Raw genomic sequence first — 21,733 nt, forward strand, 5'->3', positions numbered from 1 at the left:
GACGATATCCGTCAAGGTTTTGTCTAAATATCTCTATTTTAGAAGGGATTATGGAGCTTTTCGGGCTGTATTGGAAAAAGCGATGGTGCCCAGGAGAGGACTCGAACCTCCACGTCGTGAGACACACGGACCTGAACCGTGCGCGTCTACCAATTCCGCCACCTGGGCACTTGGGATCGGAAGGCGGGGTGATAGGGCTGGGAGCCTCTTCCGTCAACGGGTAAATCCAGCGAACCGATGAGCTTGCTTGTAAGACTTGAAACTTGGCCGCTCCTGCAAGTGGCGGTCGGGATCAATAGAGGTCTGAGGGTGACGCTCCAGCAGCCAACCGTATCGCGGGGTCGCGTTCGCTCGATTGGGGAAGGTGCAGACAGAACGCGGATCTATTACGACGCCGTCTCGAGCCAGTCCCGCCAGTAACACCGAAACAATTGTGGCACGCCCGGATCAGCGACGTTGACGATTAATGGTACGGCGCGCGGCGGTTCGAAGACCGATGTGTTTAGACCGGAGGATTCCCGCTTTAGCGAGCCCGGGTCGTCCAGTCCCGGCGCGCGTCATTCCGATATCAACATTGTGTGGACGCCGAAGCTCTTCATCGAGGACATTAAGGGCATCGTCTTCGAGGGTTGGAACAGTACTGCGCTTGCGCTCGGCCTTTGACCGCGAAATAGCGATCATCTTCAGACACTTACGCGGTTGGCGCAATTTGCTTAAGAGTGTCGTGTAATTGGTTCAGTATGATTGGTTTGCGAAGGCGCGGCGCAGCCTCCCAGAGGCCATCGGAATCAAACCGAGATGGATCGTAGCCGGTCAGGAATACAAACGGGATGTTTGCCTCTTTCAGCTTCTTGGCGATGGGCATACTGGTGACGCCATTGCCGAGATTGACGTCGAGGATTGCCACATCGGGTGCGAACTGCTCGATCTCGCTAAGAGCCTCGGCCACACTTTTATGTGGGCCATTGGCGTCATAGCCCCAGTCTTCCAACTCCATAACGAGATCCATGCCGATGAGAAGTTCGTCCTCGACGACAAGGACTTTCAGAGCAGGCTTTTTCGGGTCACGGTCCGATGACGTCATTCTAACCTAGCTTGGTTATTACTCACCATCGCGGAGCGTTTCTTTTCCTTCGATGATGCAGCACAGTCCCTCACGCTCGAACAAAACGCGTATGGTCGCGTCTAGTTCCCGTTCCAGAAGTCGTTGGATCAGAAATGTACCAAAGCCCTGATGCTCCGGCGGAGCGACAGGGGGACCTCCGCGCTCGCGCCATTCGATCCTGGAGAACGCGTCCCCATCGCCTTCGGCAAAGAGTTCTACCCGTCCGGAATCTGATGAAAAGGCTCCATATTTCGCCGCGTTGGTCGCAAGCTCGTGCAAGGCAAGTCCCATCGAAAGGGCAGCCGCTGGGGACAGAGAAATCTCGTCTCCGGAATAAGTGAACCTGCCATCGTCTGGGTTCGCATAAGGGTCAACTTCGCTTTCCGCCAACGCACGCAGGGTCTGTTCCTTCCACCCGCCGGAGGTCAAAGCGTCGTGAGTGCGGGAAATTGCGCCCAGACGCTGGATGAGACTTTCGGCCATTTGATCCTTGTCCTGCGACATCCGGGCTGTGAAACGGGCGACGGCCTGCACGGTGGCGAGAATGTTCTTCACCCTGTGCTCGAGTTCAGCCAGAAGCAGATCCTTGCGACGCTCGGCTTCGACGCGCTCATTCACATCGACGGCAGACGGGATGATCTCTTCGACTTCGCCATCATCTCCGATTCTGGGCACCAACTGGAAATCGATGACAATCATTTCCCCTTCGGCCATGCGGACCGGCACGTCGTAGCGGATGCTTTCGCCCTGTGCTGCGCTCTCGACGGCCTCCTTTAGCCGCGCCTTCGAATCCTCGCTGAAAGACCACCACCAACAGTCCCAGAATTTGCGTCCGATGACATCGTCACGTTCCAAGCCGCCACGCTCCAGCGCAGGCGCATTGATTTCGATGACCGTTCCGTCCGGGTCCAGAAGACCGACAAAGGCGTTCAGGCTGTCCTGAATGGTTTTCATCCGCTGGCGTTGCCTGGTTTCGCGCTGGTGCGAGAGTGTCTTGTCGGTGACATCGGCCACCGTCCCGATCATCCTGTGTGCGCCGTTCTGAACCTGGCCGACGCGCGCATAATACTGGATGAACCTCTCTTCCCCGTCCCGGCGCCTGATCCGAACCGTGATGTCGAGATTGCCGGATGCCACTGATGCCTCAACCGCCTTCGCGAACCGCTCCTGGTCTTCGGAGTGCAACACATTCCGCTCGAACTCTTCGAAAGTCAGGGTGCCATCTGCAGACGTGCGGCCGAAAATTTCGAACATCCGCTCATTTTCCCACAGCGCGTCATCCGTGCTCATATCCCATTCGAAAATACCGAGCCCTGCTGCATCGACCGCAATGCCCTGCCGGATGGCACTTTCGGCAATGCGCCGCTCCAATTCCCGTTCTGCGGTCACCTCGCGCACGCAACTGCCGATGGCAACAACCTCTTCGCCGCTCTTCACGGGGTAGAAATCTACAAGAAACTCGCGGGTCTTGCCGGGCTCCGCCGGAGTTTGCGTGCTGACGGCATGGCCAAAGATCGGCTCGCCGGTCTCCAGGACTTTGCGTTGCAGCGGGTAGACTGCCTCATGGGCCGACGGCAGGAGGTCTTCCTGAAGCTTGCCGACATGGGCCTCGGCCGGCAGTCCGTTGATCGATGCAAGCCGCTCATTGATCCGCAGATAGCGCAAATCCCGGTCGGCCAGGCTCAGACCAACCGGCGCGGTATCGTAGAGTGTCTCAAGTTCGGAATATTGTTCGCTGAGCGTCTTCGCATTGTCTTCGAGCTGGCGTTCATTGCGCTTTCTAAAAGTGACGTCGACAAAGGTGATGACCACGCCGTCGATCCGGTTGTCTACAGTACGGTATGGACGCACGCGCGCCTGGAAGGTCTCGTCGGTGGCCTCGATTCGCAGTTCGCGCTCGATCGGCTGCAGCGTTCTGCGCACCTGATCGGCGTCGGTCGCCAGATCGGGATATTCGACCTTGCTCGCCATATCATGGATAGGACGGCCCACGTCCCGCTCCTGTACCCCAAACAGGCGGTTAAGTTCCGGTGTATAGAGCCGCACGCAGTCGGCCTGGTCCAGAAACAGCGTGGCGATATCTGTGCTCTCAAGCAGGTTTCTCATGTCGCTGTTGGCGCGCGTCAGTTGCCGATTGTTCTCGCTCAGTTCGGCGTTGATTGTCTCCAATTCCTCATTGATGGACTGGAGTTCCTCGCGACTGGTCTCGAGCTCTTCGTTGGAGCTTTGCAGCTCCTCATTCATGCTCAGCAGCTCTTCGTTAGCGCTGCGCAGTTCCTGCTCCGAGGTTTCGAACTCCTGCTCGAGGGAGCTGAGACGCTTGCGCGTCAGGATGAGCTCCTCCTCATAGTCGCCGCTAGTCCGACTGTCGGGACTATCGGTAATTTCGCCGCTATCGCGCTGGCGCACCTCGTTGAGAGAAACCAGCATCAAATCGCTGTCCGAGCCGAACGGCGTTACTGCCACGTCGAAAAGCCTTGGCGTGTCTCCGATATTGGTGACGATGTTGGCAATCTCGGCCTCCAGCCCGGTGCGCCGCGCCTCGTCGAGCGCCGAGTGGACGGGTAGACGCAGTTCCGCCGTCAGGAAATCATCGAGCGAGGTGCTGGGCGCGCCGCGTGACGGCTTGATCAGGGATGTCATTGCTTCCGACAGGTAGACGACTTCGTTCTGACGATTGATCGCGGCGAACGGCGCGGCCCGCCTTTGAAGGAACATTTGCTCGGTCACGCGTTCGACATCCGGTTCGCGCGGCTTTGGCTGCTGCTGGCTGGGCGCAAGTCCAGTGCTGAAACCAACGCGACCCTCGCGGCGGCGGTTGACCGACAATGCCGAAAATGCCGCTGGCGTGCTGTCGTCGCGCTGGAACAGGCGTGCGGCACGATCCACGGTTTGGAAATAGCGTTCGTTGCGGCCTAGCGTCTCTGACGGCCCCAGCCAGAGATAGCCGCGCGGGTTCAAGGCATAATGAAACCGGGGCAGGACCATCGCTTGACTGTCGGCATTGAGGTAAATCATCACATTTCGGCAGGACACAAGATCCAGTTTCGAAAACGGCGGATCGGCCAGCAGGTTGTGCGGCGCGAAAACGCACATCTCACGCAGCCGGCTGTTGACGTGCCAAAGGTCATTGTCCTTCGCAAAAAACTGATCGCGGTTTTGCTTCGAAAGGCCTTCCATCGCGGCTTCCGCAAAGCGGCCAGTGCGCGCGTGCCGCAGCGCGTCGAGATCGATATCTGTCCCGAAGATCTTCCACGGCCTCTTGTCGTTTTTCGCGTCGGCCAGTTCGCAAGCGAGCATGGCGATGGAATAGGCTTCCTCGCCCGTCGAGCACCCCGGAACCCAGACCCTGAAACTTGAACAGTCGCTATCGAGCAGGGGCTCGAGCGCTTGCTCCTTCAAGACCTGGAAAGCCTCTGGGTCGCGGAAGAATTTCGTGACGCCGATCAGGAAATCCTGTGTGAGGAGCTTTCGTTCCTGAGGCTTGTCGGCAAGTGTCTGCAGGTAGCCGTCCAGAGAGCTTTGGCGAAGCAGCGTCATCCGTCGCGCGATGCGCCGGACAAGTGTGCCGGGCTTGTATCCCCCAAAGGAGTTGCTCGCGTCCTCTTCGAGCTGTTCCAGCACCTCGTCCAGACGCTGCTCGACGGTCTCGAGCATATCCTCGCGGCCGCCGGACTCTTCAATCTGTTCACGGTGCCGAACGATCTCAATGATCCGTCCGGGCATGTCCTGGGGCCGAAGGACGAAGTCGACCAGGCCGGTCGCGGCAGCGCTGTCCGGCATCCCGGGGAACCGCGCGCTACCGCTTTCCTGAACGAGCGCGATGCCGCCATATGTCTTGATGGCCCGCACGCCCAGTGTGCCATCGGATCCCGTGCCCGAGAGAACGACTGCGAACGCCTGTCGACCGGCCTCCTCGGCGAGCGACTTGAAGAAACGGTCGATAGGTGTGCGGACACCTTCTTCACGTTCATGTTCGACCAGTTTGAAAACGCCGTTTTCGATCTCCAGGAACGGACCCGGCGGGATGATGTAGATATGGTCGGGCTTTATCGATGCCCCGTCCTCGATGCGTTCGACGGGCACCGGGGTGTGCGCGCCAAGCAGCTTATCCATGAGCGACGGTTGATCCGGCGCCAGGTGCTGGATCACGACATAAGCGAGACCGCTGTCATTCGGGATGGCCTGGACAAAGAGCTGAAGGGCTTCGAGGCCTCCGGCTGAGGCACCGATGGCGACGATATTTGGCAGTTTGGTCATCTATATTCTCGCTCGCAAGGACCCGCCCCATGGCCAGCGGAAAGCGAAAGCTTCAACTTGCAGGCGACCGAAATCAAGTCGTGCCTTAAAACATTTTTGGCGGGACCAGTGCCGCAGCGGATGGCACAATTATTTTACCGCGCTATCGAGGCGGATCGACTATCCAGTCCGGCGAGGGCCACATTCAAAGTTCCCTGCTGCCTCAGGTCAGCACGCCGCTTGGTCGTTTGTCAGACTGTTTCAGGCCCAGCCCGCTCCGACAGCAGTTTCCCGGCGATTTCCATCGCCTCCTTGCGGGACGAGGCGAGTTTCATCGGATAGCCCCAGAATTTGGAGAAGGCCACGCCGAAAGGCTTGACGGCCAGACGTTTGGCTGTGTTCGGCTCAATCACGATCATCGCCATCACAAGGCACCGCAGCTCGGCCTTGTGTTTCTTCATCCACAGCACGGTGCGCTTCTTTTCTTCCTGACTGTGATGGTGCTCTTCGGTCGGCGCGTTATCGGTCAGGATCACGAACGGCTCGCCGCGCTCAAGACTCGCTTCGAACGCCTTGAAATCCTCGTCGTGGTGGTGACCGGGCGCTTCGTCATAACTCATCCAGACGAACGGGAAATTCCTATTATCCACAGGCATGTTTCGTCTCCTTCGGCATGTCCCATCTGACGAAACCAATATGTCAGACAGTGAATGGCGTCATTGCGAAACCCTGCCATTATATGTTTCAATACAGCCAACTCAGAAAATACCGAGATCTTTGATGCATTTAGACGTCCGTAGCGAATGGCTGTCCCATGTGGACGAGATTCCTCGCGCGCTCGTCGCGGCCAACGCGGTCGCTAATCTTGAGGCCCTGGAGCAATCGCCGCGGCACCATCATCAAAAGGCGCAACTGCTCTTCACGGTCCGTGGCGTGATCAACTGCGAAGTTGACGACGCTGTCTGGATCGTGCCGCCGCAATGCGCGGTGTGGATTCCCGGCGGGGTGCCCCACACCGTTTTCGGCTCAGGTGAGGTGGAGTGCACCTCCCTCTTCATCGACCCACCCGAGTTTGTGAACCTGCCGACCGAATGCTGCACGGTCACGGTATCGAACTTTTTCCGGCAGTTGCTGATGCGGGCCAACGCGCTTCCGGAACTCTATGACATCGACGGCCCGGACGGCCGGATCGTCGATGTCATCTTCGATGAGCTAGCTGCGGCACCGGTTGAAGACCTGCGCCTGCCGATCCCCGCCGATCCGCGCCTGAAGAAACTCACCGACCTGTTGATCGCGGCACCCGCGGATCGTGCGACCGTCGCGGAGTGGGCTGCCCGCGTCGCGCTCAGCGAGCGCAGCCTGAGCCGTCTGCTGGCGCAAGAGGTGGGGATGAGCTTCGGTCGCTGGCGCCGGCAGTTGCATGTGATCCTCGCCTTGCGGCAGCTGAGCGCTGGCGAGACGGTCCAGGCCGTTGCGATGGATCTCGGCTATGAAAGCGCCAGCAGTTTCGTGACCATGTTCCGAAAGATGGTCGGCAAACCGCCAAGCCGCTATCTGCTCGAGCGGCGTAGACCGGTCCTTCAAGATTCCGGCGAGCGATAGAATCTGTCGGGGATCACCCACAACTAAGGGTTCTTGGCGATCCCGTCAGGGGTGTTTTTTTTCGTTTTGCGTTCTGCAATCAAGTCGATTCGAGGGTGGGACGCCGTCGCGTGGGTGATAAGGCTACCCGCTTTGTCGCGGCGTGCGGCTTTTGCGCAACAAATATAAAACAAATGCTTCAAAAATAGATAGAGCCTGTTGTCTGGCCGTACAGCGGATGATAGCCGCCGCCGGCATATCCGAATGATTAGGTAAGATTTTAGGGAGGTTTTAAAAATGAAGCAGTTGTCTAATACCGTTGTGCAAAAGTGTGCTGTGTCGCTGATTGCGCTGAGCGTCGCCACCGGCGGATTGCAAGCGATAGCGCAAGACGAGTCGGGAGACACTGTCGAGAGCGAAGAGGCGGTTTCCGTCGACTCCGACCAGGCTGAAGACGGTTCATCTGCGCGCACCCTTGGGGTCGTTTATGTGAATGCGCGTAAGCGTGAGGAGCGCGAAATCGACGCGCCTGTTGCCATGGCTGCTGTGCCGGCGGTCGAGATCGACCAGAGAGGTCTGAACGATCTCTCGCAGCTGTCTACTGTTGTGCCAGAGCTGAGGATTTCTGAGAATACGATCGCTTACGGCGGCAACCTGACGCTGCGCGGTGTTTCGAGCGCGACTTCCACAGCTTCGGTCGATCAGGCGGTTACCGTCAATGTGGATGGTATTCCGATCTCATACGCGGGCGTGGTCAAGCTCGGCCAGTTTGATCTGGGGCAGGTCGAAGTGCTTAAAGGGCCGCAGGCGTTGTTTTTTGGCAAGAACTCCACCGGCGGCATCGTCTCTCTGGCTTCGGCGGCGCCGACCGAAGAATTCGATTACCGAATTCGCGGCGAGTACGAAACAGAATCGCAGAGGTATGGCATTGAGTCCTATGTCTCCGGCCCGTTGGCTGAAGGGGTGCTCGGGCGTCTGGCGGTGCGTTACACCGATGCAGACGGCTGGTTGGATAATGTCGTGCCAACGGTTCCAGGGGCGGTTCCTCCCCGTGACGACAAGGGTCCGGAACAGGAGCAATTCCTGGCAAAGGGTAGTCTGTTCATTGATCCCAGCGCTGACTTTTCCCTGAAGCTTCGCGGCGGCTATTCTGACCTCGATGCGGGTTCAGGTTATATGATCACTCAGCGGATTCACTGCCCCTACGGACAGGCCCAGGGGCCATTCGCCCTTCCGGATCAGAATTGTGTCGCGGACAATGTGACCACGCAGCCGTACAACCCGCCCGGCCTGGATGCCTTTGATGGGCGATTTAATGCTGATGGGTCGCCTTATCTTCGGGTGAAGCAGCATTACCTGGTGGCTGATGTCTCCTACGACATCACGGATTCTATCAGTCTGACCTCGATCACGGGTCTCTACAGCATCAACCTGGATGCGTCAGACAACGTATCGAGTGGTGCTATTCCCTTTATTGAATATGCAAGCAGCGTCGAGAAGACTTCTTACTCTCAGGAATTCCGTCTGGCTAATGATCCCGACAGCCGTCTGACCTGGGTGGCAGGGGTTTTCCTGCAGGATGATGAATTTGTCGAATCGCAATCGACGGTTATCGGTGTGCTGACTCCGTCGGCTGATTTTGAGCTTACCGGAACTACAATCTCGCCATTCGTTCAGCTTGGGCTCGATATTACCGATAAGCTGAATATCTCTGCAGGCGTCCGTTATTCGGATGAGACGAAACAGCAGAAGATTGGCCATGGCGAATTTGAGGGTCAGTACCGCAAAGAAGTCAATTTCTACAACCTGTCGCCTGAGATCACGGCTTCTTACGCGATCAATCCAAATGCCAACGTTTATGTTGCGTATAAGGAGGCTTACAAATCCGGTGGCTTCCAGACGGAGCATGTTGCCATACCTGCGACGCTGGCCGCTGGCGCCAGCATCGACAATTCCTTTGAAGAGGAACTCGTTAGCGGCTTTGAGGTGGGGTCGAAGATGTATCTGTTCGATCAGTCGCTTCGACTGGCAGGTGCGGCATATCATTTTGAGTATGAAGACCTTCAACTCGGCCGTTTCGACCCGGTAGTCGTTGCGACAGTTCTGGACAATGTCGGCGCTGCGACGATTGAGGGTGTTGAGGTCGACTTTGAGTACCGCCCTGCTGATATTGACGGTCTGCGCATTAATGGCGCGTTTGCTTATACGGACGCAACGTACGACGAGTACTTGGCGGCCTGCTATAATGGTCAGACAGCGGCTGCGGGCTGTGACCCGGTTCTGAATCTTCAGGATCAGGCCGGTAAGAGATTGCCGCGCGCGCCGGAGTGGTCGGCGACCCTCGGCGGAGCATACGAGGGCACACTGACCAGTTCACTGGATTACCGGATTAATGCCGGTGTGCAGTACAACACAGAATATGAATCCATGTCGGAGGCCATTCCGCATTCGCAACAGGAGTCTGTTTTTACTGTCGATGCCGGCCTCGCCTTTATGGATAGCAGCCGGATCTGGGAGTTTGCGGTGATTGGCCGAAACCTGACTGATGAGAACACGCTCGCGAGCGGTTTGCAGGTGCCGGCAACGGGAAATGCGACGACATTTTCTGATTTGGCTGCGTCGGTTAATCCAGGACGCCAGGTCATGTTCAGACTTACTTACCATCCCTGATCGGGGATCATGCGCAGGCTCAAGCGGCTTTGCTGGTTGAGCATAAGTCCAGGGTAAAAACCGCGCCCGGCATCTTATGGATGCCGGGCGTGTGACTTTTGATCTGCGGTATTCGCGCCGGTTGCATGGGGCGGCGCCGCGGTCATGTGGCAGATGCTGATCCCGATAGGCGATGTCACGATGACATATGCCGACGGCGTGGATCTCCAGCAGTATTTCGCCAGCGCGTGGACCATCGAGCTCCATGCTTTCAATCGATCATGCCTGTGCGGGAGCGTATGCTACGGCTGCTTTTATTTTAATCTGGCGTTTTCCTTGCCTGGTTTTCTGTAAATGCTCCCCATCGCTCGCTCGGGTGTCATCCTGTGAGGCGTATCCTGAGCGTTTGGGGAAGGGGCGGGCGCGCTTGTAGCTTTGGCAATCCCCAAGGCGCATATTTATCATTACGTATTAAAACGAAAAGACAATATATTTCAAATAATACCTGTTAAATACGGATATTAGCGCATAGTATTATGTTGTCGTTTTAATCTCAAAAGTGCGAATTGGTAGAGTGAGGGACCAGACCAGCATCGTGGGGGTGTGTCTTTGATCATACCGGCGAATTTCACCGACGTCCTGGGTTCATCGATCACGGTTGTGACGTGATGGTTCGGTCAATCATAGCGTCTATTGGAACTGACAATACTGAAGTGCCGGGACAGGAGGCCGCCAGGTGCTCTGGCTGAAACATGCACAGCGTCCGGCGACAAATAAAAAGCTGAAAGTCAGCTGAGGGAGATCGAAATTGTCTGATAAATTAAGCGCCGCTGAAAATCATATCATCCCGGACGAGCGATCTGCGGTCCTGACAGATCCGCAGGCGTACGCAGATGGACGGATTTACGACACTTATGCTTGGCTCCGCACCAACATGCCGCTCGGCCAGGCCGTTGTGGAAGGCTTTGACCCCTTCTGGGTCGTTACCAGGCAAGAAGATATAAAGCTGATCAGCCGCGATAATGAAACGTTTCATTCCGGTGATGGCCAGTTTTCATTCATGGATAAAGGCAGCGACGAATATATCCGGGCCATGAATGGAGGAGACCCGCATCTGGTCCACTCCCTGGTGTCGATGGATCCGCCCGAGCACTTCAAGTACCGCCGGTTGGCACAAGGCTATTTCATGCCTCAATCGGTGAAGAAGCTGGAAGAGGATATCCGTTCGATCGCGCGCGAATTTGTGGACAAGATGATGGCGACAGAAGGCGAGTGTGACTTCGTCTCTGAAGTCGCGCTTCTCTATCCGCTCCGTGTCATCATGTCGATATTCGGTGTCCCTGCTGAGGATGAACCGATCATGCTCAAGCTGACACAGGAATTGTTCGGGGCGCAGGACCCTGAGATGTCTGGGGCTGCGGAAATACTGAGCGCAGAGCAGCAAGGTGAACATCTTCGCAAGACGGTTGCTGGCTTTGAGGATTACTTCAGAGAGCTGAGCAAAAAACGGCGCGAAAATCCGCAGGATGACTTGAGCAGTGTTATTGCCAATGCGGAAGTTGATGGGGAGCCAATCCAGGACAAGATGGAAATGGGTTACTACATCACCGTTGCCACAGCGGGCCACGACACGACGTCGGCCTCCACGGCGATGGCGATGTGGAAGCTTGCAGAAAACCCGGCCGAGTTCGAAAAAGTAAAAGCCAATCCAGCTCTTATTCCCGGCCTCGTTGATGAAGCCATTCGATGGGCAGCTCCGATCAAGAGTTTCATGCGATTCGCGACAAAAGACGTTGAAGTCGGCGGCGCGCCCATGCGCAAGGGCGACTGGATCATGCTCTGTTACGGATCTGGTAACCGCGACGAGGCTGTTTTTGATGACCCGGACACCTTCCGGGTCGACCGTTCCTCGAACCCGCTCGTTTCATTTGGATTCGGACCGCATCTGTGTCTGGGGATGCATCTGGCCAAGCTGGAGATGAAGATTCTCTTCGAAGAATTGCTGCCGAGGTTGAAGTCCGTTCGCCTGAATGGCGAACCCAGAAATATACCTGCACTGTTTATTAGTGGGCCCAAGAAAGTGCCAGTGAAGTTCGAGGCGGCCTGAGCAGCATACCTCGCTGATGATCGACCGGTGCGCGGACGCGCTCGACCCGTTTCTTGTCGGCTTCGGGCAATCCCGCCTGAGCGGCAATGGCGGACCATTGCATGACTGCGGTCGAAACCTCGTCCAGAATGGTTCTGGCTTTTGAGAGTGTTCACTTCCGTCTCTCCAGCGTGAAACCGGATGCTCCACCTTCGGTTTGATCGGGGTTTTTGTTCCATCTCACCCGTTTGGGTGAGCTCGTTACACCGTGATGCTGCACAATCGAGGAATGTTGATACGTCGTCCGCTTTCATACCCGACCGCCCTCGTCGCTTTTCTGCTCGTTCTCTCAGCGTGTTCCGGCGAACCGGCCGACAAAGAAGAGCCCGCGAGCAAAGCGCCTGAATCGACTCCGCTGTCTCAGTTGGCGCCCGGCCAGCGCATGCCGGCACGAATGGCGCTCGGCCGCCAGTATGCGTACATGCTGGTCGATATTACGGAAAATGATGACGCGCTCACGGGCACGATGCGCATTGAGATCGACGGGCAGTCAAGTGAGGCCTGCGGTGGCCTGCTTGATGAGAGCCCATGGCTGGAACTCTGCGAAGCTGCAGCCTCAGAAGGGCGCGCTGTGACGCTCGAAGCGCCGGCGGAGTTTCCTCGCTCGACCGTCCGACGGGGCGATTCCCTTGTGATGGCCGGGGCTTATGCGAGCTTTACGCCTGAACCGCTCGATGAGCCTCTTCATATTGGCTATGTCCATTTGGATGGCGGCGACATGTTGCTGATCCAGCTGGATGGCCCTGAGAAGGATGCGCCTGTCGTATCGAGGTTCAAAATGAGCAGCGGCGACAATTCGGCGTCCAATGTCGACAATGCCAGACTGCTGATTGCAGAGAGTCGGACTTAGGCCCGCGCACTTTTCTTTCCAATGGCACCGGCGCATCGCGTCCGCTACTCTAGGCGGCGCGTCAGTTTGATCTGCCCGCAGCTTCCCGCTTCCGTGTTTCAGAACAGTTTGCACGCAGCTTTGCCTAAAAAGTGTGGCGACCGGCCTCCCTGAAGAGGGGAGGTTAGATCCACCTTGGCGCGAGACTGCTCTCCCATTTACGCGATGCCCGGAACATCTCACAACCAAACGGCTGATAGCCCCCACCGCGCGACCGATGTCGATCTTGACTTGAAGGAAGCGCGCGCGGGGATAATCAAACAATAAATTACAGTAGAATCAGAGTGCGCCGATGATCAGATCTCACATCGTCTCCGATGACGGAACCGTGCTGCAGCACATCTTCTGCCGCTCGGACAACCCTTCCGGAAAGACGGCGTTCGTCACGCACACACAAGCGCAGCACTCATTAAATCTCCTCAAGACGATCAAGGGGCTCGCAAACCGTGGTTTCGATGTTCATGCCGTCGACCTTCGCGGCCATGGTCATTCGTCCGGAAAGAAGGCGCCGCTTGGCCATATGCAGATCGACAAGGGCTGGGACCTTCTGGTCGCAGACCTTCGCAAGGCGTTTAAAGTCGCCTTCGACGGTACGAACTGGGACGAGCGCCTCATCGTTGCGCCAAATATCGGCACGTCCCTGACACTCGACATTCTCAAGACCTGGCCGGACCTCGCCAAGAACATTGTGCTCTCTTCGCCGCCGCCTTCGGAGCCGCGCCTGATGCGGATGGGCCAGGCTTTCACGAAAGCGAGAACACTTTTCCACGGTGAGGACAATCAGGACGAGCTGACCCTGCAACAGCTTTACCGCTTCCTGGGCCTACATCTTGAGAGCCAGTCTTCCTTGATCGATGTGGTGTCGTCCGACCCCGAAATTGTCCGCGAGCTGATGAGCGACCCCTATGCCTGGCCGATCCCGACGACCGGCTATTTCCATGAGATGTTTCGCGGCATCGAGCGGGGCTGGACCTGGGATGAGGGGCAGTCTGTGAAGGCCGGGACGCGGTTCCTGCTGCTATATGGCGGTGAGGATCCGGTCAGCGCGCGCGGACTTTTCATTGAGCCGATGATGCGCACGCTGTTAGCGATCGGGAGCGACGATGTCGGAGCTTATTGTATCCCGGAAGGCCGGGGCGGTCTGCTGATCGAGGAAGAGCGATTCCAGATCTCGTCGCTCCTGGCACGCTGGGAAAGCGGCGACCTGCCGATCAGGACGATGTCGCAGATGAAAGCGGAATTCCAGGTCCCAGAAGGCCAGAGCGGTCTGCATGTGGTCAGCTCCACCATGCTTGAGCGGCTTGGCTCCACGCCCCGGTCCGATATCCGTTCGGAAGACCTTGTTGAGCTTTGTTACACTGCCATCGACAGTGAACGCCACTGGACCGAAGCGCTCTACCAGCTCGCTTTCGAAATCGCCCATTCCAGCGAGTTCGATAATGACCGGGTCGGCGACATGCTGCGCCAGATCATGCCGCACTGGCAGCGGGCCTTCATGCTGAGCAAGCAGATGATGCAGAATGCGGTTATCGGCAGTATCCTGCAGGACATCATCGGCCGGTTCGGGATCGGGATCGGAATTTTTACGACCGATTCAAACCTTCTCTATGGAAACCCGGCTTTCTATCAGGCGCTTGACCGGCACTTCGGGGGTGAAGGCGCAGACCCGCTGAGGGCCTTGGGTAAATGTGTTCTTGAGCAACCAAAGACCGATCGCAGGGAGACGCTTCTGGTCAAGGGTGACGAGACTGTCGGCTTTTTCTTCCATCCGCCGATCATGCACAAGATGGGCATGGTGCCGAGCACGGGATCAGGCGTCGTGATCCTGATAGACCGCGCAGAGGAGGCGGTCGCAAGCGAGGATCAGAAGGAATTGTTGAGGCTTGCCTATGGTCTCACGGACAAGGAGGCCGAAACGACCCTGCTTGTCTCAAGGGGGCTTTCGCCCGACCGCATTTCAGAGAAGCTTGCCGTATCTGTGAACACGGTGCGCACGCACCTGAAATCGGTGTTCGAGAAGATGAATGTCAGAAGCCAGAGTGAACTTGTCTCGAGGCTTCTGAGCGGCGCCTTTTCGCTCGTGCTCGACGGTTCGCCGGAGCGGACCTAGCGGTAGCCGCATTCCTCCAGCTTATTGCTGTAGCGGCCGGATATGTCGCTAAGGTCGGTCAAACGCGAGTCCGGGCCATAGCCGACCCAGCTCTGATATTTACCTTCTGCGCCACGGGCGTCGAAAGCGTGCTGAATGGAAAACCATTCGACCAGTTCGCTATCGCTTTCTGACGCGAGGAAGGCATCGACCGCGCAGTCGCATGTCTCATCGCTTTGGCGATAGCGCTCCTTGCAGGTCGCGAATATGGCGGTTCGGACGTCGTTGTTGCGCGAGCAGGCCCAGAGCCAGGGGTTGAGGCCGGGGTTAGCTTCACGCACTGTGGGGATCAGCGCGACGCCGCGATCAAAATTCTCTTCGCCGCAAATATCGGTCAGCTTGTTCATGGTGCATTCGCCATAGTCGCTCTCGAAGGGCGCCATCGCTTTGGCGATGCGAGGGTCGCACCCGTCTTCCTTGACGAGCGAGCGGGCAAAACCGTTGAGCTCGGACATTTTGACCTCGCCGGAGCCAGCCGGGGCGCTTGCCGCTGCCCCGTCGCTGGGGGCACCGTCGCTGCACCCACCCAGTAGAGAGACCATCAAGCCAAGTGCCAAAGCCTGTGTCCTGAGCATGATTGCCTGACCTTCCTGTTCCAACGAGCCATCGCGACCCGGCGGTCCCACTGCGACTGCGTCCCCCCACGGGCCCCAGCCTGCTTCCAAAGGCAGGATTAGAAGCAGCCGTCCCGCTGCACCTCACCCAAATTGGTGACCGGGATGAATTTATCGGGGCTCGCTGCGGACGCGCAGCGATCTGCAGGCGCTGTGAGTGCACCTCATTCTTTTGGGTGAGCGCCCTTCACATGGCTGGTTGGTAGATTCCAGGCAAGGAGACTGGACTCATGGGGCTGACCAAAAAACCAAACACGGGCTGGACGGAGCTGGGCTAAGCCGGCGCTCTCTTCTGACCGGGGCTGCCAAGGCCAGTCTTTTCGGTCTGGAAGGAAGTTCAGGCTGCGCTTCGTGCAAGCGCTGACCATTCGGTGGGGCGGGCCGCAGCGGGGTCGGCGGCCAGTGTAATTTCGTCGCGCAGGCGCACGAGCTGGAAGATGTCCGGTCGAGCAGGATCTGGCGCTCGCGCTGGAGTATTTGCAACTTCAGACGGCAAACTGGGTTGGGCGTTTCCGATATGCCCTGAAAGGCCTTTCATCGCCTCCCGAGTTCGAACGTTTCAAAGCCCACTTTGTCAGACTGGACCTCAATAAGGCTTCCACACTCGAGGACCGCCTGACAAGACGGCTCGTCGTTCAAAGCCTGAAGGACACTCAGTCCACGGCCCGGGCGACGATGAAGAACAGCACTGCATAAGCGCAAAGCTTTGCGGACTAATTGTGTTCAGCTTCAATCATGTTGGAGACAAACTCCATCATCGAATCCTCGCCGTACAGGACATCATCAACGGTGTAGGATAGCGGTATGTCCGGTTGCACCGCCTCATCGAGAGACAGGCTGGGCGCGGCAACGTCAAACCGCATCCGGGCAATGCTGTACTCAATGCCGTGCACGGTTGAACTAAAGTTCTGCGCACCGTCATTCGTGGATGCATTTCCGCCCATCGCCTCACCGACAATGGTGCCCATACCATGTTCCTTGAAAAGGGCGGCAAAATGCGGCGCCGTGGAGACCGTATTTCCATCCACTAATAGAAAGACAGGAGCATCAAGACCCACATCCACCGGCCGCTGGGTGTCGAACAGCTCCAGCACTCCTCGCTTGTCAGCCTGATCTGACCAGTAAACAAACGGGTCCTCAGCGAGGCGCCTTAAGACGTACGCGACCGCTAAACCAGAGCCGCCATGATTGCCCCGAATATCGATGATCAGTGCAGGTCGGTCCTTTTCCACAACATCGGCGAGTGCAGAGCCGACGAAGTCTGCGAAGACCTGACCCTGGTCGCCATAATAGGCAAACGACCGGATCGTCATAATGCCGGCGCCAGTTTCGAGATCCTCTCGATAGCAAAGCCCTTCCTGGCAAAGTGCGGCTGGATTGATGACGGGTTTAGACGAAAAGTCCGTGAGAGGCTTGAGCTCAGTGGGCGCGGTCTGCCCAACCAGTGTAAGCTGGTAAGCGTCCGGAAAACCAAGCGCGTAGGTCAGGTAAGCCGTCGCATAATAGTTGAACGCATAGTCCTTGAAGGTTTCAGCCACGCCCTCTGCGCTGATGTGCGGGAGTATTATCGTTCGCAGGTCATCGATGCTTTGGCCGTTAATGCTCGCGATCTCATCGCCTTTTTCCAGTCGGTCTGAATTGGCAAGCGGGTCCAGAACGAAAAGCTGCTCGCCCACGAAACGCACATCTACGGGAAACCGGTCTTCGACTTCGATCAGGGCGTTTTCCTGATTGAAGTATGACATACCCGTATGTCCGCACTGAATGCTGGCGAGAATTTCACTAGCCGCCCATAGCGCATCCGCGCGGGAAGACTCCGGGCCCATGCTCTCCACGCTGGACGCGACAAGCCGATCGAAATCGGGCTCTGAAATATATCGAAACGGCCGCGGATGCTCCGATTTGATCCGCTCTGCGAGTTCCTGCAAATCTGCTTTGTAACCGGCTGTCTCAGTCTGACTTTCGGTGGAAGAGTGGGACGTCTTTAGCTCAGGCTCCGCAACGATTGCAGGCGATGTACAGCCCGCCAGCGTCAGGCCCGCGCACAGGGCGAGCAGCCCGCCACCAAGCATGGCTTTTCTCGACGATCTCTTCGATTTCAACATCCGCATTCCCTCTGGTCATTTTCGCAAGATGCCCATGGTACTGCGCTGCGCCGCGAACGCTCCTTTCCATGCTTGTTGAAATCGCGGAAAAGCTGATCGAAACCGCGTATCATCGAGAATGAAGGCTATGACGGGTGCGGACCAAGCTGGCGGGCCCGATATTCGCTCGGGGTGATCCCTTCGCTCTCACGAAAGGCGCGGTTGAACGGCGCAAGCGACTTGAAACCGCAGTCGAGCGCTAATGTCTGAATGGGCAGATGCCGCTTACCCTCATCGCAGAGCCAGACCTTCATTTCAGCAATGCGCAAGGCGTTCACATAAGTGCTGAAGTTCTGAAAACCGAGTGTTCCGTTGATCAGTGCCCTGAGGCGGTGTTGCGTCACGCCGAGTTCCGAAGCCAGGCTGACAATGCTTAGCCCGCGTCTCTTGAAAGCACTCTGCTCTATCATCACGCGGTCGAGCTTCTCCTTCAACGCTGCGTCTGACGCTGAGATGTTCGACGGGCTCAGGCCAGCTTCATGGAAGCGGACACCATTTGTGTTCGCCTGTAGAAGCCACACCGCCCCAATCGCAATGGCCGGCCAAATCGATACGACCTTGAATGTCTCCGCAGCGATCCCGTCACGGCCAACAAGGAAGGGCTCAGAGACGGCAGCAACCATGACAACAAAGATGATCGTCAGAACGAAAAAGAGGCGGGACCGGCGCCTTTCAGCCACAAGGTCGTCGGGCCACTCTCGAAGGGTCGCAAAGATCAAATGTCCGATCAGAAGGATGGACGTCACGCTCACAAATGAGATCAGCCACGCTGGCACGAGTGGCACGAGTCCAAACTCAGCGAACCGGATCCAGAAAATCGGGCCTGTATAGGCAAGACCCACAATGACGTGAGCAGCGCGCAGCTGGAATTCCCTCTGGTAGAGCGACAAGGCAAATAGCCAAACAAGGACGAGATGGGGCACATCAAGCAGGCGAGCGGCCACATGTATCGATGACGGGGCGCGAAATTCCTCGAGCGTATACCCGACAAACAGTGCCGCTACGCTCAAACAGGCAAGCAGCAAATAGGGAGCGCTTCGCCAGGCCCGATTGTCTCGAATTGTGAGCACAGCGATGAGTGCGAGCGCACCAATTCCTGAAAATCGAAAAAGCGCATCCAAGAACATGTTCATCAACTGACCGGAAATACGCTGAATTCGGGAAACTGGCTGGCCGAGATATCAATCGGGGCGGCCCCGACTGAAGTGGGTGTGGCCGTCAGAATTGGAATAATTCTTGAGTGAGTCGTAGGCGGACGCAAACTTTTGAGGATTCGGCATCCGTCGCCCGCTTACCTTCGCCATAGGCCGGCGGATGGGCCACCCCGCTCATTTTCTGAGATCTACTGACATTTCCCGACGGGCCCAGAAGACGACTTTAGAACTTACCGCCTTGCTTGCACTTTGCATCTACCTGGAGCTGCCTTGTGTCGCTTGGGGTGTGATCGAACTGTTGGCGATAGACGCGTGAGAAGTAAGGCGCGCTATTGAATCCCCAATTGAAGGCAATCTCTGTAATCGTCATATGGTTGAGCGCCGGGTCCTTCAGTGATGAATAGCACGCCATCAGCCGGCGCCGCAGGATCCATTGCGATACGGTGTACTCTGTCGCCTCGAACAGCTTGTGCAGATAGCGCGGGCTGATGCCGAAAGCGCCGGCGATCTTGCCGGGCGAAAGGTCGGGATCGCGCAGATTGTTGACGATATAATCCTGGATCCGCCGGTGCATCGTCTTGTGAATCGATGACTTGAAGTCGCCTGCTTTGTCAGGCCGTATGGCGGCGCTGATGAGATCCAGCGTCGCTGCCTCGGTACTCAGTTTTTCGGCCTCATCCGACCAGGGCAGCACTTCGCTCAACGCCTGCAGATGGGACGCGAGCAACAGGCCAAGCCCCGAGCGTCCGCTGATCCTCTGGGCACAGACATCTTCAATGCTCGACGAGTACAGCCTGAGCTTGTTGTGAGGGATGAGAAGCGAAATCTGGCGTACGGGGCCGGTCGAGCTGAACTCGCAAGGCCGGGTCGCATCCCAGACTGAAAGCTCACCCGGTTCAAGCAGGACTTCATGGCCGTCCTGGACCAGGCGCTGTCCTCCAGCGAGCATCAGGATCACGCCGTAAAACGTGTCGCTGAGATGGCGGATATGCGTGCTTGTCCTATGGCCGGAAAGCCCGAAGCCAACGTTCACATCCGTAAAGCCGACATCGCCGATCCGTTCCTGCCGGAAACGGGCGTCGAAGGCCTGTCTGTCCGGACGGTCCAGTGCCCAGTTGGAATGAACGGCACAAAGCCGTTCACAGAAATCCGAGAAGCTTACCTTTTCGAGGCGAACTTCGCGGTTGTCGATAGAGTGATTGCTCTCGTGCATCACTGTTACCGCCTCCCTTGTTTGTTTTTCTTCTTGTTATTTCTGGGACCTTACTCGCAAACCGCCGCCTTTCAAAACGTCCCGAGAGCTTTGTGCACTGAGGGAAAAGACACCTGTCACTCCAGGGTAAGCGCGCGTCCGGAAATCTGCGCGTAATCGGCATCATAAGAACATAGGGAGGAGGAAACCCGCTTTGTCTGATTACCTGATGCAGGACATTCAGCTGCGCATCCCGGACATTCTCCGGTATGCCGCCGAGCAACATGGCGATCTCACCATGCCCTCGCTCGACGAGGAAGGACGCTGGAATCGGGACACCTACAGCAATGCCTGGCACCGAGCCAGACAGCTTGCTGGCGCCATCGCATCGCTCGGTCTGGACCATCAGAGCCGTATCGCCTCGCTCGCGCTCAATACGCGCCGGCACATGGAACTCTATTACGGCGTGACCGCCGCCGGCCACATCCTTCATACGATCAATCCACGCTTCAGCGCCGAGCAGATTCGCTTCACCGTCGAACAGGCCGATGACGCCGTCATCTTCTTCGATCCAGCCTTTTCGCAACAGGCCGAAGCAATCGCGAAGGACTGCCCGTCAGTCCAGATGTTTGTGGCGCTCTGCCCGGCAGATCATCTGCCAGACCTGACGCTGCCCGGCCTGACCGACTATGAAAGCTTCATCGCGGCGGCAGCGCCCGATGACGGCCCGTCCGACTTATCCGAGCGGGATGGCGCGTTTCTTTGCTACACATCCGGAACGACGGGCAATCCAAAGGGCGTTCTATACTCCCATCGCTCCTGTATGATCCACGCCCTCGCCGCCAGCGCCCCTGGCAACTTCGGTATTGGTCCAGGCGACGTGGTTCTACCCTGCGCGTCCATGTACCATGCGACGGCATGGGCCCTTCCGATGGTCGCGCCGATGAATGGGGCCCGGCTCGTCATGCCGGGAAGCAAGCTGGATGGCGAAACGCTGCTTGAGCTGTGCGCCAGTGAAGGTGTGACACACGCCTGGGGCGTCCCGACGATCTGGAAGGCCGTGCTCGACGCAGCCCTGCATAGCAACCGTAAGCTGCCGGCGCTGCGCCGCCTTTATGTTGGCGGCTCTGCGGTCCCACCACAGCTGAAACGCGACTTTGCCGAGCATCTCGATGTGGAAATCGTGCAGATATGGGGCATGACGGAGACCAGCCCGCTCGGTGTGATTGGCACGCCCAGCGCTGCCCTGAAGCAGCAGTCCTCCCAAACACAGGATGAAGTTCTTCACGCCAAGCAGGGCCGCGTGCCCTACGGCATCGAGCTCAACATCGTGGACGAAGACGGCAGGACCCTGCCGCGTGACGGCGCCGCCAGCGGACGGCTGATGGTGCGCGGCCCATGGGTCGTCAACCAGTATTTCGGGCACGAAGCGCCCGTCACGGATGAGCAGGGCTGGTTTGATACCGGCGATGTCGCGACGATCGATCCACTTGGCTACATGCAGATCACCGATCGGACCAAGGACATCATCAAGTCAGGCGGCGAGTGGATCAGTTCGATCGAGCTCGAGAACACCGCTGTCGAACACCCCGACATCACATCTGCGGCCGCGATCGGCCTGCCTCATCCCAAATGGGATGAGCGTCCGCTGCTCGTCTTTTCAAAGAAAGCTGGAAGCGCCGTGTCCTCGGCCGACGCGCTGGCATTTTTATCGTCACAACTGCCGAAATGGTGGGTGCCGGAGGACGCGGTCATCGCTGACGAACTACCCCTCACAGCAACCGGGAAGGTCGACAAGAAGCAATTACGGCAGATCCATGCCGAGCATTATCAGAAACACGAAAAACAAGATTAGAGTTCTGGGAGGAATT

General features: G+C 57.5%; 15 protein-coding genes and 1 tRNA gene. 8 read left to right on the plus strand and 8 right to left on the minus strand.

The genetic code is table 11. From position 1 onward, the window contains the following. Positions 1-83: 83 nt before the first annotated feature. A tRNA-Leu gene (locus WNY37_RS05165) sits at positions 84-168 on the minus strand. A 288-nt stretch (positions 169-456) separates the two neighbouring features. Here WNY37_RS05165 and WNY37_RS05170 point away from each other — a divergent pair. Then, positions 457-663 (plus strand): hypothetical protein, encoded by a 207-nt coding sequence (locus WNY37_RS05170; RefSeq protein ID WP_342972398.1) that lies wholly within the window; start codon positions 457-459, stop codon positions 661-663. A 28-nt stretch (positions 664-691) separates the two neighbouring features. Here the strand turns inward: WNY37_RS05170 and WNY37_RS05175 are convergent, their stop codons facing one another. The 3 genes from WNY37_RS05175 to WNY37_RS05185 form a co-directional block, all read right to left on the minus strand. Next, positions 692-1,084 carry a response regulator gene (locus WNY37_RS05175; RefSeq protein ID WP_342972399.1) on the minus strand — a complete coding sequence of 131 codons (393 nt, stop codon included), beginning with the start codon at positions 1,082-1,084 and terminating at the stop codon, positions 692-694. Positions 1,085-1,102: 18 nt separating this feature from the next. After that, positions 1,103-5,365, minus strand: coding sequence for a chemotaxis protein CheB (locus WNY37_RS05180; RefSeq protein WP_342972400.1), 4,263 nt, complete (start codon positions 5,363-5,365; stop codon positions 1,103-1,105). Positions 5,366-5,595: 230 nt separating this feature from the next. Next, entirely contained in the window at positions 5,596-6,000 is a 405-nt protein-coding gene (locus tag WNY37_RS05185; protein WP_342972401.1) for a hypothetical protein, read from the minus strand. 124 nt (positions 6,001-6,124) lie between these two features. Between WNY37_RS05185 and WNY37_RS05190 the strand changes: the two genes are divergently transcribed. The 6 genes from WNY37_RS05190 (at position 6,125) to WNY37_RS05215 (ending at position 14,719) form a co-directional block, all read left to right on the plus strand. Continuing rightward, positions 6,125-6,946 (plus strand): helix-turn-helix transcriptional regulator, encoded by an 822-nt coding sequence (locus tag WNY37_RS05190; RefSeq protein WP_342972402.1) that lies wholly within the window; start codon positions 6,125-6,127, stop codon positions 6,944-6,946. A gap of 276 nt (positions 6,947-7,222) precedes the next feature. After that, positions 7,223-9,595, plus strand: coding sequence for a TonB-dependent receptor (locus WNY37_RS05195; RefSeq protein WP_342972403.1), 2,373 nt, complete (start codon positions 7,223-7,225; stop codon positions 9,593-9,595). A 787-nt stretch (positions 9,596-10,382) separates the two neighbouring features. Then, positions 10,383-11,681: a cytochrome P450 gene (locus WNY37_RS05200; RefSeq protein ID WP_342972404.1), complete on the plus strand. Its 1,299-nt coding sequence runs from the start codon at positions 10,383-10,385 to the stop codon at positions 11,679-11,681. A gap of 16 nt (positions 11,682-11,697) precedes the next feature. Beyond that, complete coding sequence (locus WNY37_RS05205; protein ID WP_342972405.1) at positions 11,698-11,826, plus strand: hypothetical protein; 129 nt, start codon at positions 11,698-11,700, stop codon at positions 11,824-11,826. A gap of 123 nt (positions 11,827-11,949) precedes the next feature. Then, positions 11,950-12,570: a hypothetical protein gene (locus WNY37_RS05210; RefSeq protein ID WP_342972406.1), complete on the plus strand. Its 621-nt coding sequence runs from the start codon at positions 11,950-11,952 to the stop codon at positions 12,568-12,570. 331 nt (positions 12,571-12,901) lie between these two features. Next, positions 12,902-14,719 (plus strand): alpha/beta fold hydrolase, encoded by a 1,818-nt coding sequence (locus tag WNY37_RS05215; RefSeq protein WP_342972407.1) that lies wholly within the window; start codon positions 12,902-12,904, stop codon positions 14,717-14,719. On the opposite strand, the gene WNY37_RS05220 is transcribed toward WNY37_RS05215, so the two are convergent. The 4 genes from WNY37_RS05220 to WNY37_RS05235 all read right to left on the minus strand — a co-directional run bounded on the left by WNY37_RS05220 (position 14,716) and on the right by WNY37_RS05235 (position 19,883). Further along, positions 14,716-15,333 (minus strand): hypothetical protein, encoded by a 618-nt coding sequence (locus tag WNY37_RS05220; RefSeq protein ID WP_342972408.1) that lies wholly within the window; start codon positions 15,331-15,333, stop codon positions 14,716-14,718. The two genes, WNY37_RS05215 and WNY37_RS05220, sit on opposite strands and share 4 nt — an antisense overlap. Positions 15,334-16,085: 752 nt before the next feature. Beyond that, entirely contained in the window at positions 16,086-17,477 is a 1,392-nt protein-coding gene (locus WNY37_RS05225) for a S41 family peptidase (protein ID WP_342972409.1), read from the minus strand. A gap of 125 nt (positions 17,478-17,602) precedes the next feature. Then, a complete protein-coding gene (locus tag WNY37_RS05230) occupies positions 17,603-18,526 on the minus strand; it encodes a helix-turn-helix domain-containing protein (RefSeq protein ID WP_342972410.1) in 924 nt (307 codons plus the stop codon). A gap of 367 nt (positions 18,527-18,893) precedes the next feature. Beyond that, positions 18,894-19,883 carry a helix-turn-helix domain-containing protein gene (locus WNY37_RS05235; RefSeq protein WP_342972411.1) on the minus strand — a complete coding sequence of 330 codons (990 nt, stop codon included), beginning with the start codon at positions 19,881-19,883 and terminating at the stop codon, positions 18,894-18,896. Between the two features lie 193 nt (positions 19,884-20,076). Between WNY37_RS05235 and WNY37_RS05240 the strand changes: the two genes are divergently transcribed. Continuing rightward, entirely contained in the window at positions 20,077-21,717 is a 1,641-nt protein-coding gene (locus WNY37_RS05240; RefSeq protein ID WP_342972412.1) for a long-chain fatty acid--CoA ligase, read from the plus strand. The last annotated feature ends 16 nt before the right edge of the window (positions 21,718-21,733 follow it).

The sequence above is a fragment of the Henriciella sp. AS95 genome (genome assembly GCF_038900055.1).
Classification (GTDB): Bacteria; Pseudomonadota; Alphaproteobacteria; order Caulobacterales; family Hyphomonadaceae; genus Henriciella.

Coding starts and splice junctions, on each gene's coding strand:
- WNY37_RS05180 (WP_342972400.1), bottom strand. CDS start 5,365: ATGACCAAACTGCCAAATATCGTCGCCATCGGTGCCTCAGCCGGAGGC.
- WNY37_RS05195 (WP_342972403.1), top strand. CDS start 7,223: ATGAAGCAGTTGTCTAATACCGTTGTGCAAAAGTGTGCTGTGTCGCTG.
- WNY37_RS05185 (WP_342972401.1), bottom strand. CDS start 6,000: ATGCCTGTGGATAATAGGAATTTCCCGTTCGTCTGGATGAGTTATGAC.
- WNY37_RS05210 (WP_342972406.1), top strand. CDS start 11,950: ATGTTGATACGTCGTCCGCTTTCATACCCGACCGCCCTCGTCGCTTTT.
- WNY37_RS05235 (WP_342972411.1), bottom strand. CDS start 19,883: ATGCACGAGAGCAATCACTCTATCGACAACCGCGAAGTTCGCCTCGAA.
- WNY37_RS05205 (WP_342972405.1), top strand. CDS start 11,698: ATGATCGACCGGTGCGCGGACGCGCTCGACCCGTTTCTTGTCGGCTTC.
- WNY37_RS05175 (WP_342972399.1), bottom strand. CDS start 1,084: ATGACGTCATCGGACCGTGACCCGAAAAAGCCTGCTCTGAAAGTCCTT.
- WNY37_RS05225 (WP_342972409.1), bottom strand. CDS start 17,477: ATGTTGAAATCGAAGAGATCGTCGAGAAAAGCCATGCTTGGTGGCGGG.
- WNY37_RS05190 (WP_342972402.1), top strand. CDS start 6,125: ATGCATTTAGACGTCCGTAGCGAATGGCTGTCCCATGTGGACGAGATT.
- WNY37_RS05215 (WP_342972407.1), top strand. CDS start 12,902: ATGATCAGATCTCACATCGTCTCCGATGACGGAACCGTGCTGCAGCAC.
- WNY37_RS05220 (WP_342972408.1), bottom strand. CDS start 15,333: ATGCTCAGGACACAGGCTTTGGCACTTGGCTTGATGGTCTCTCTACTG.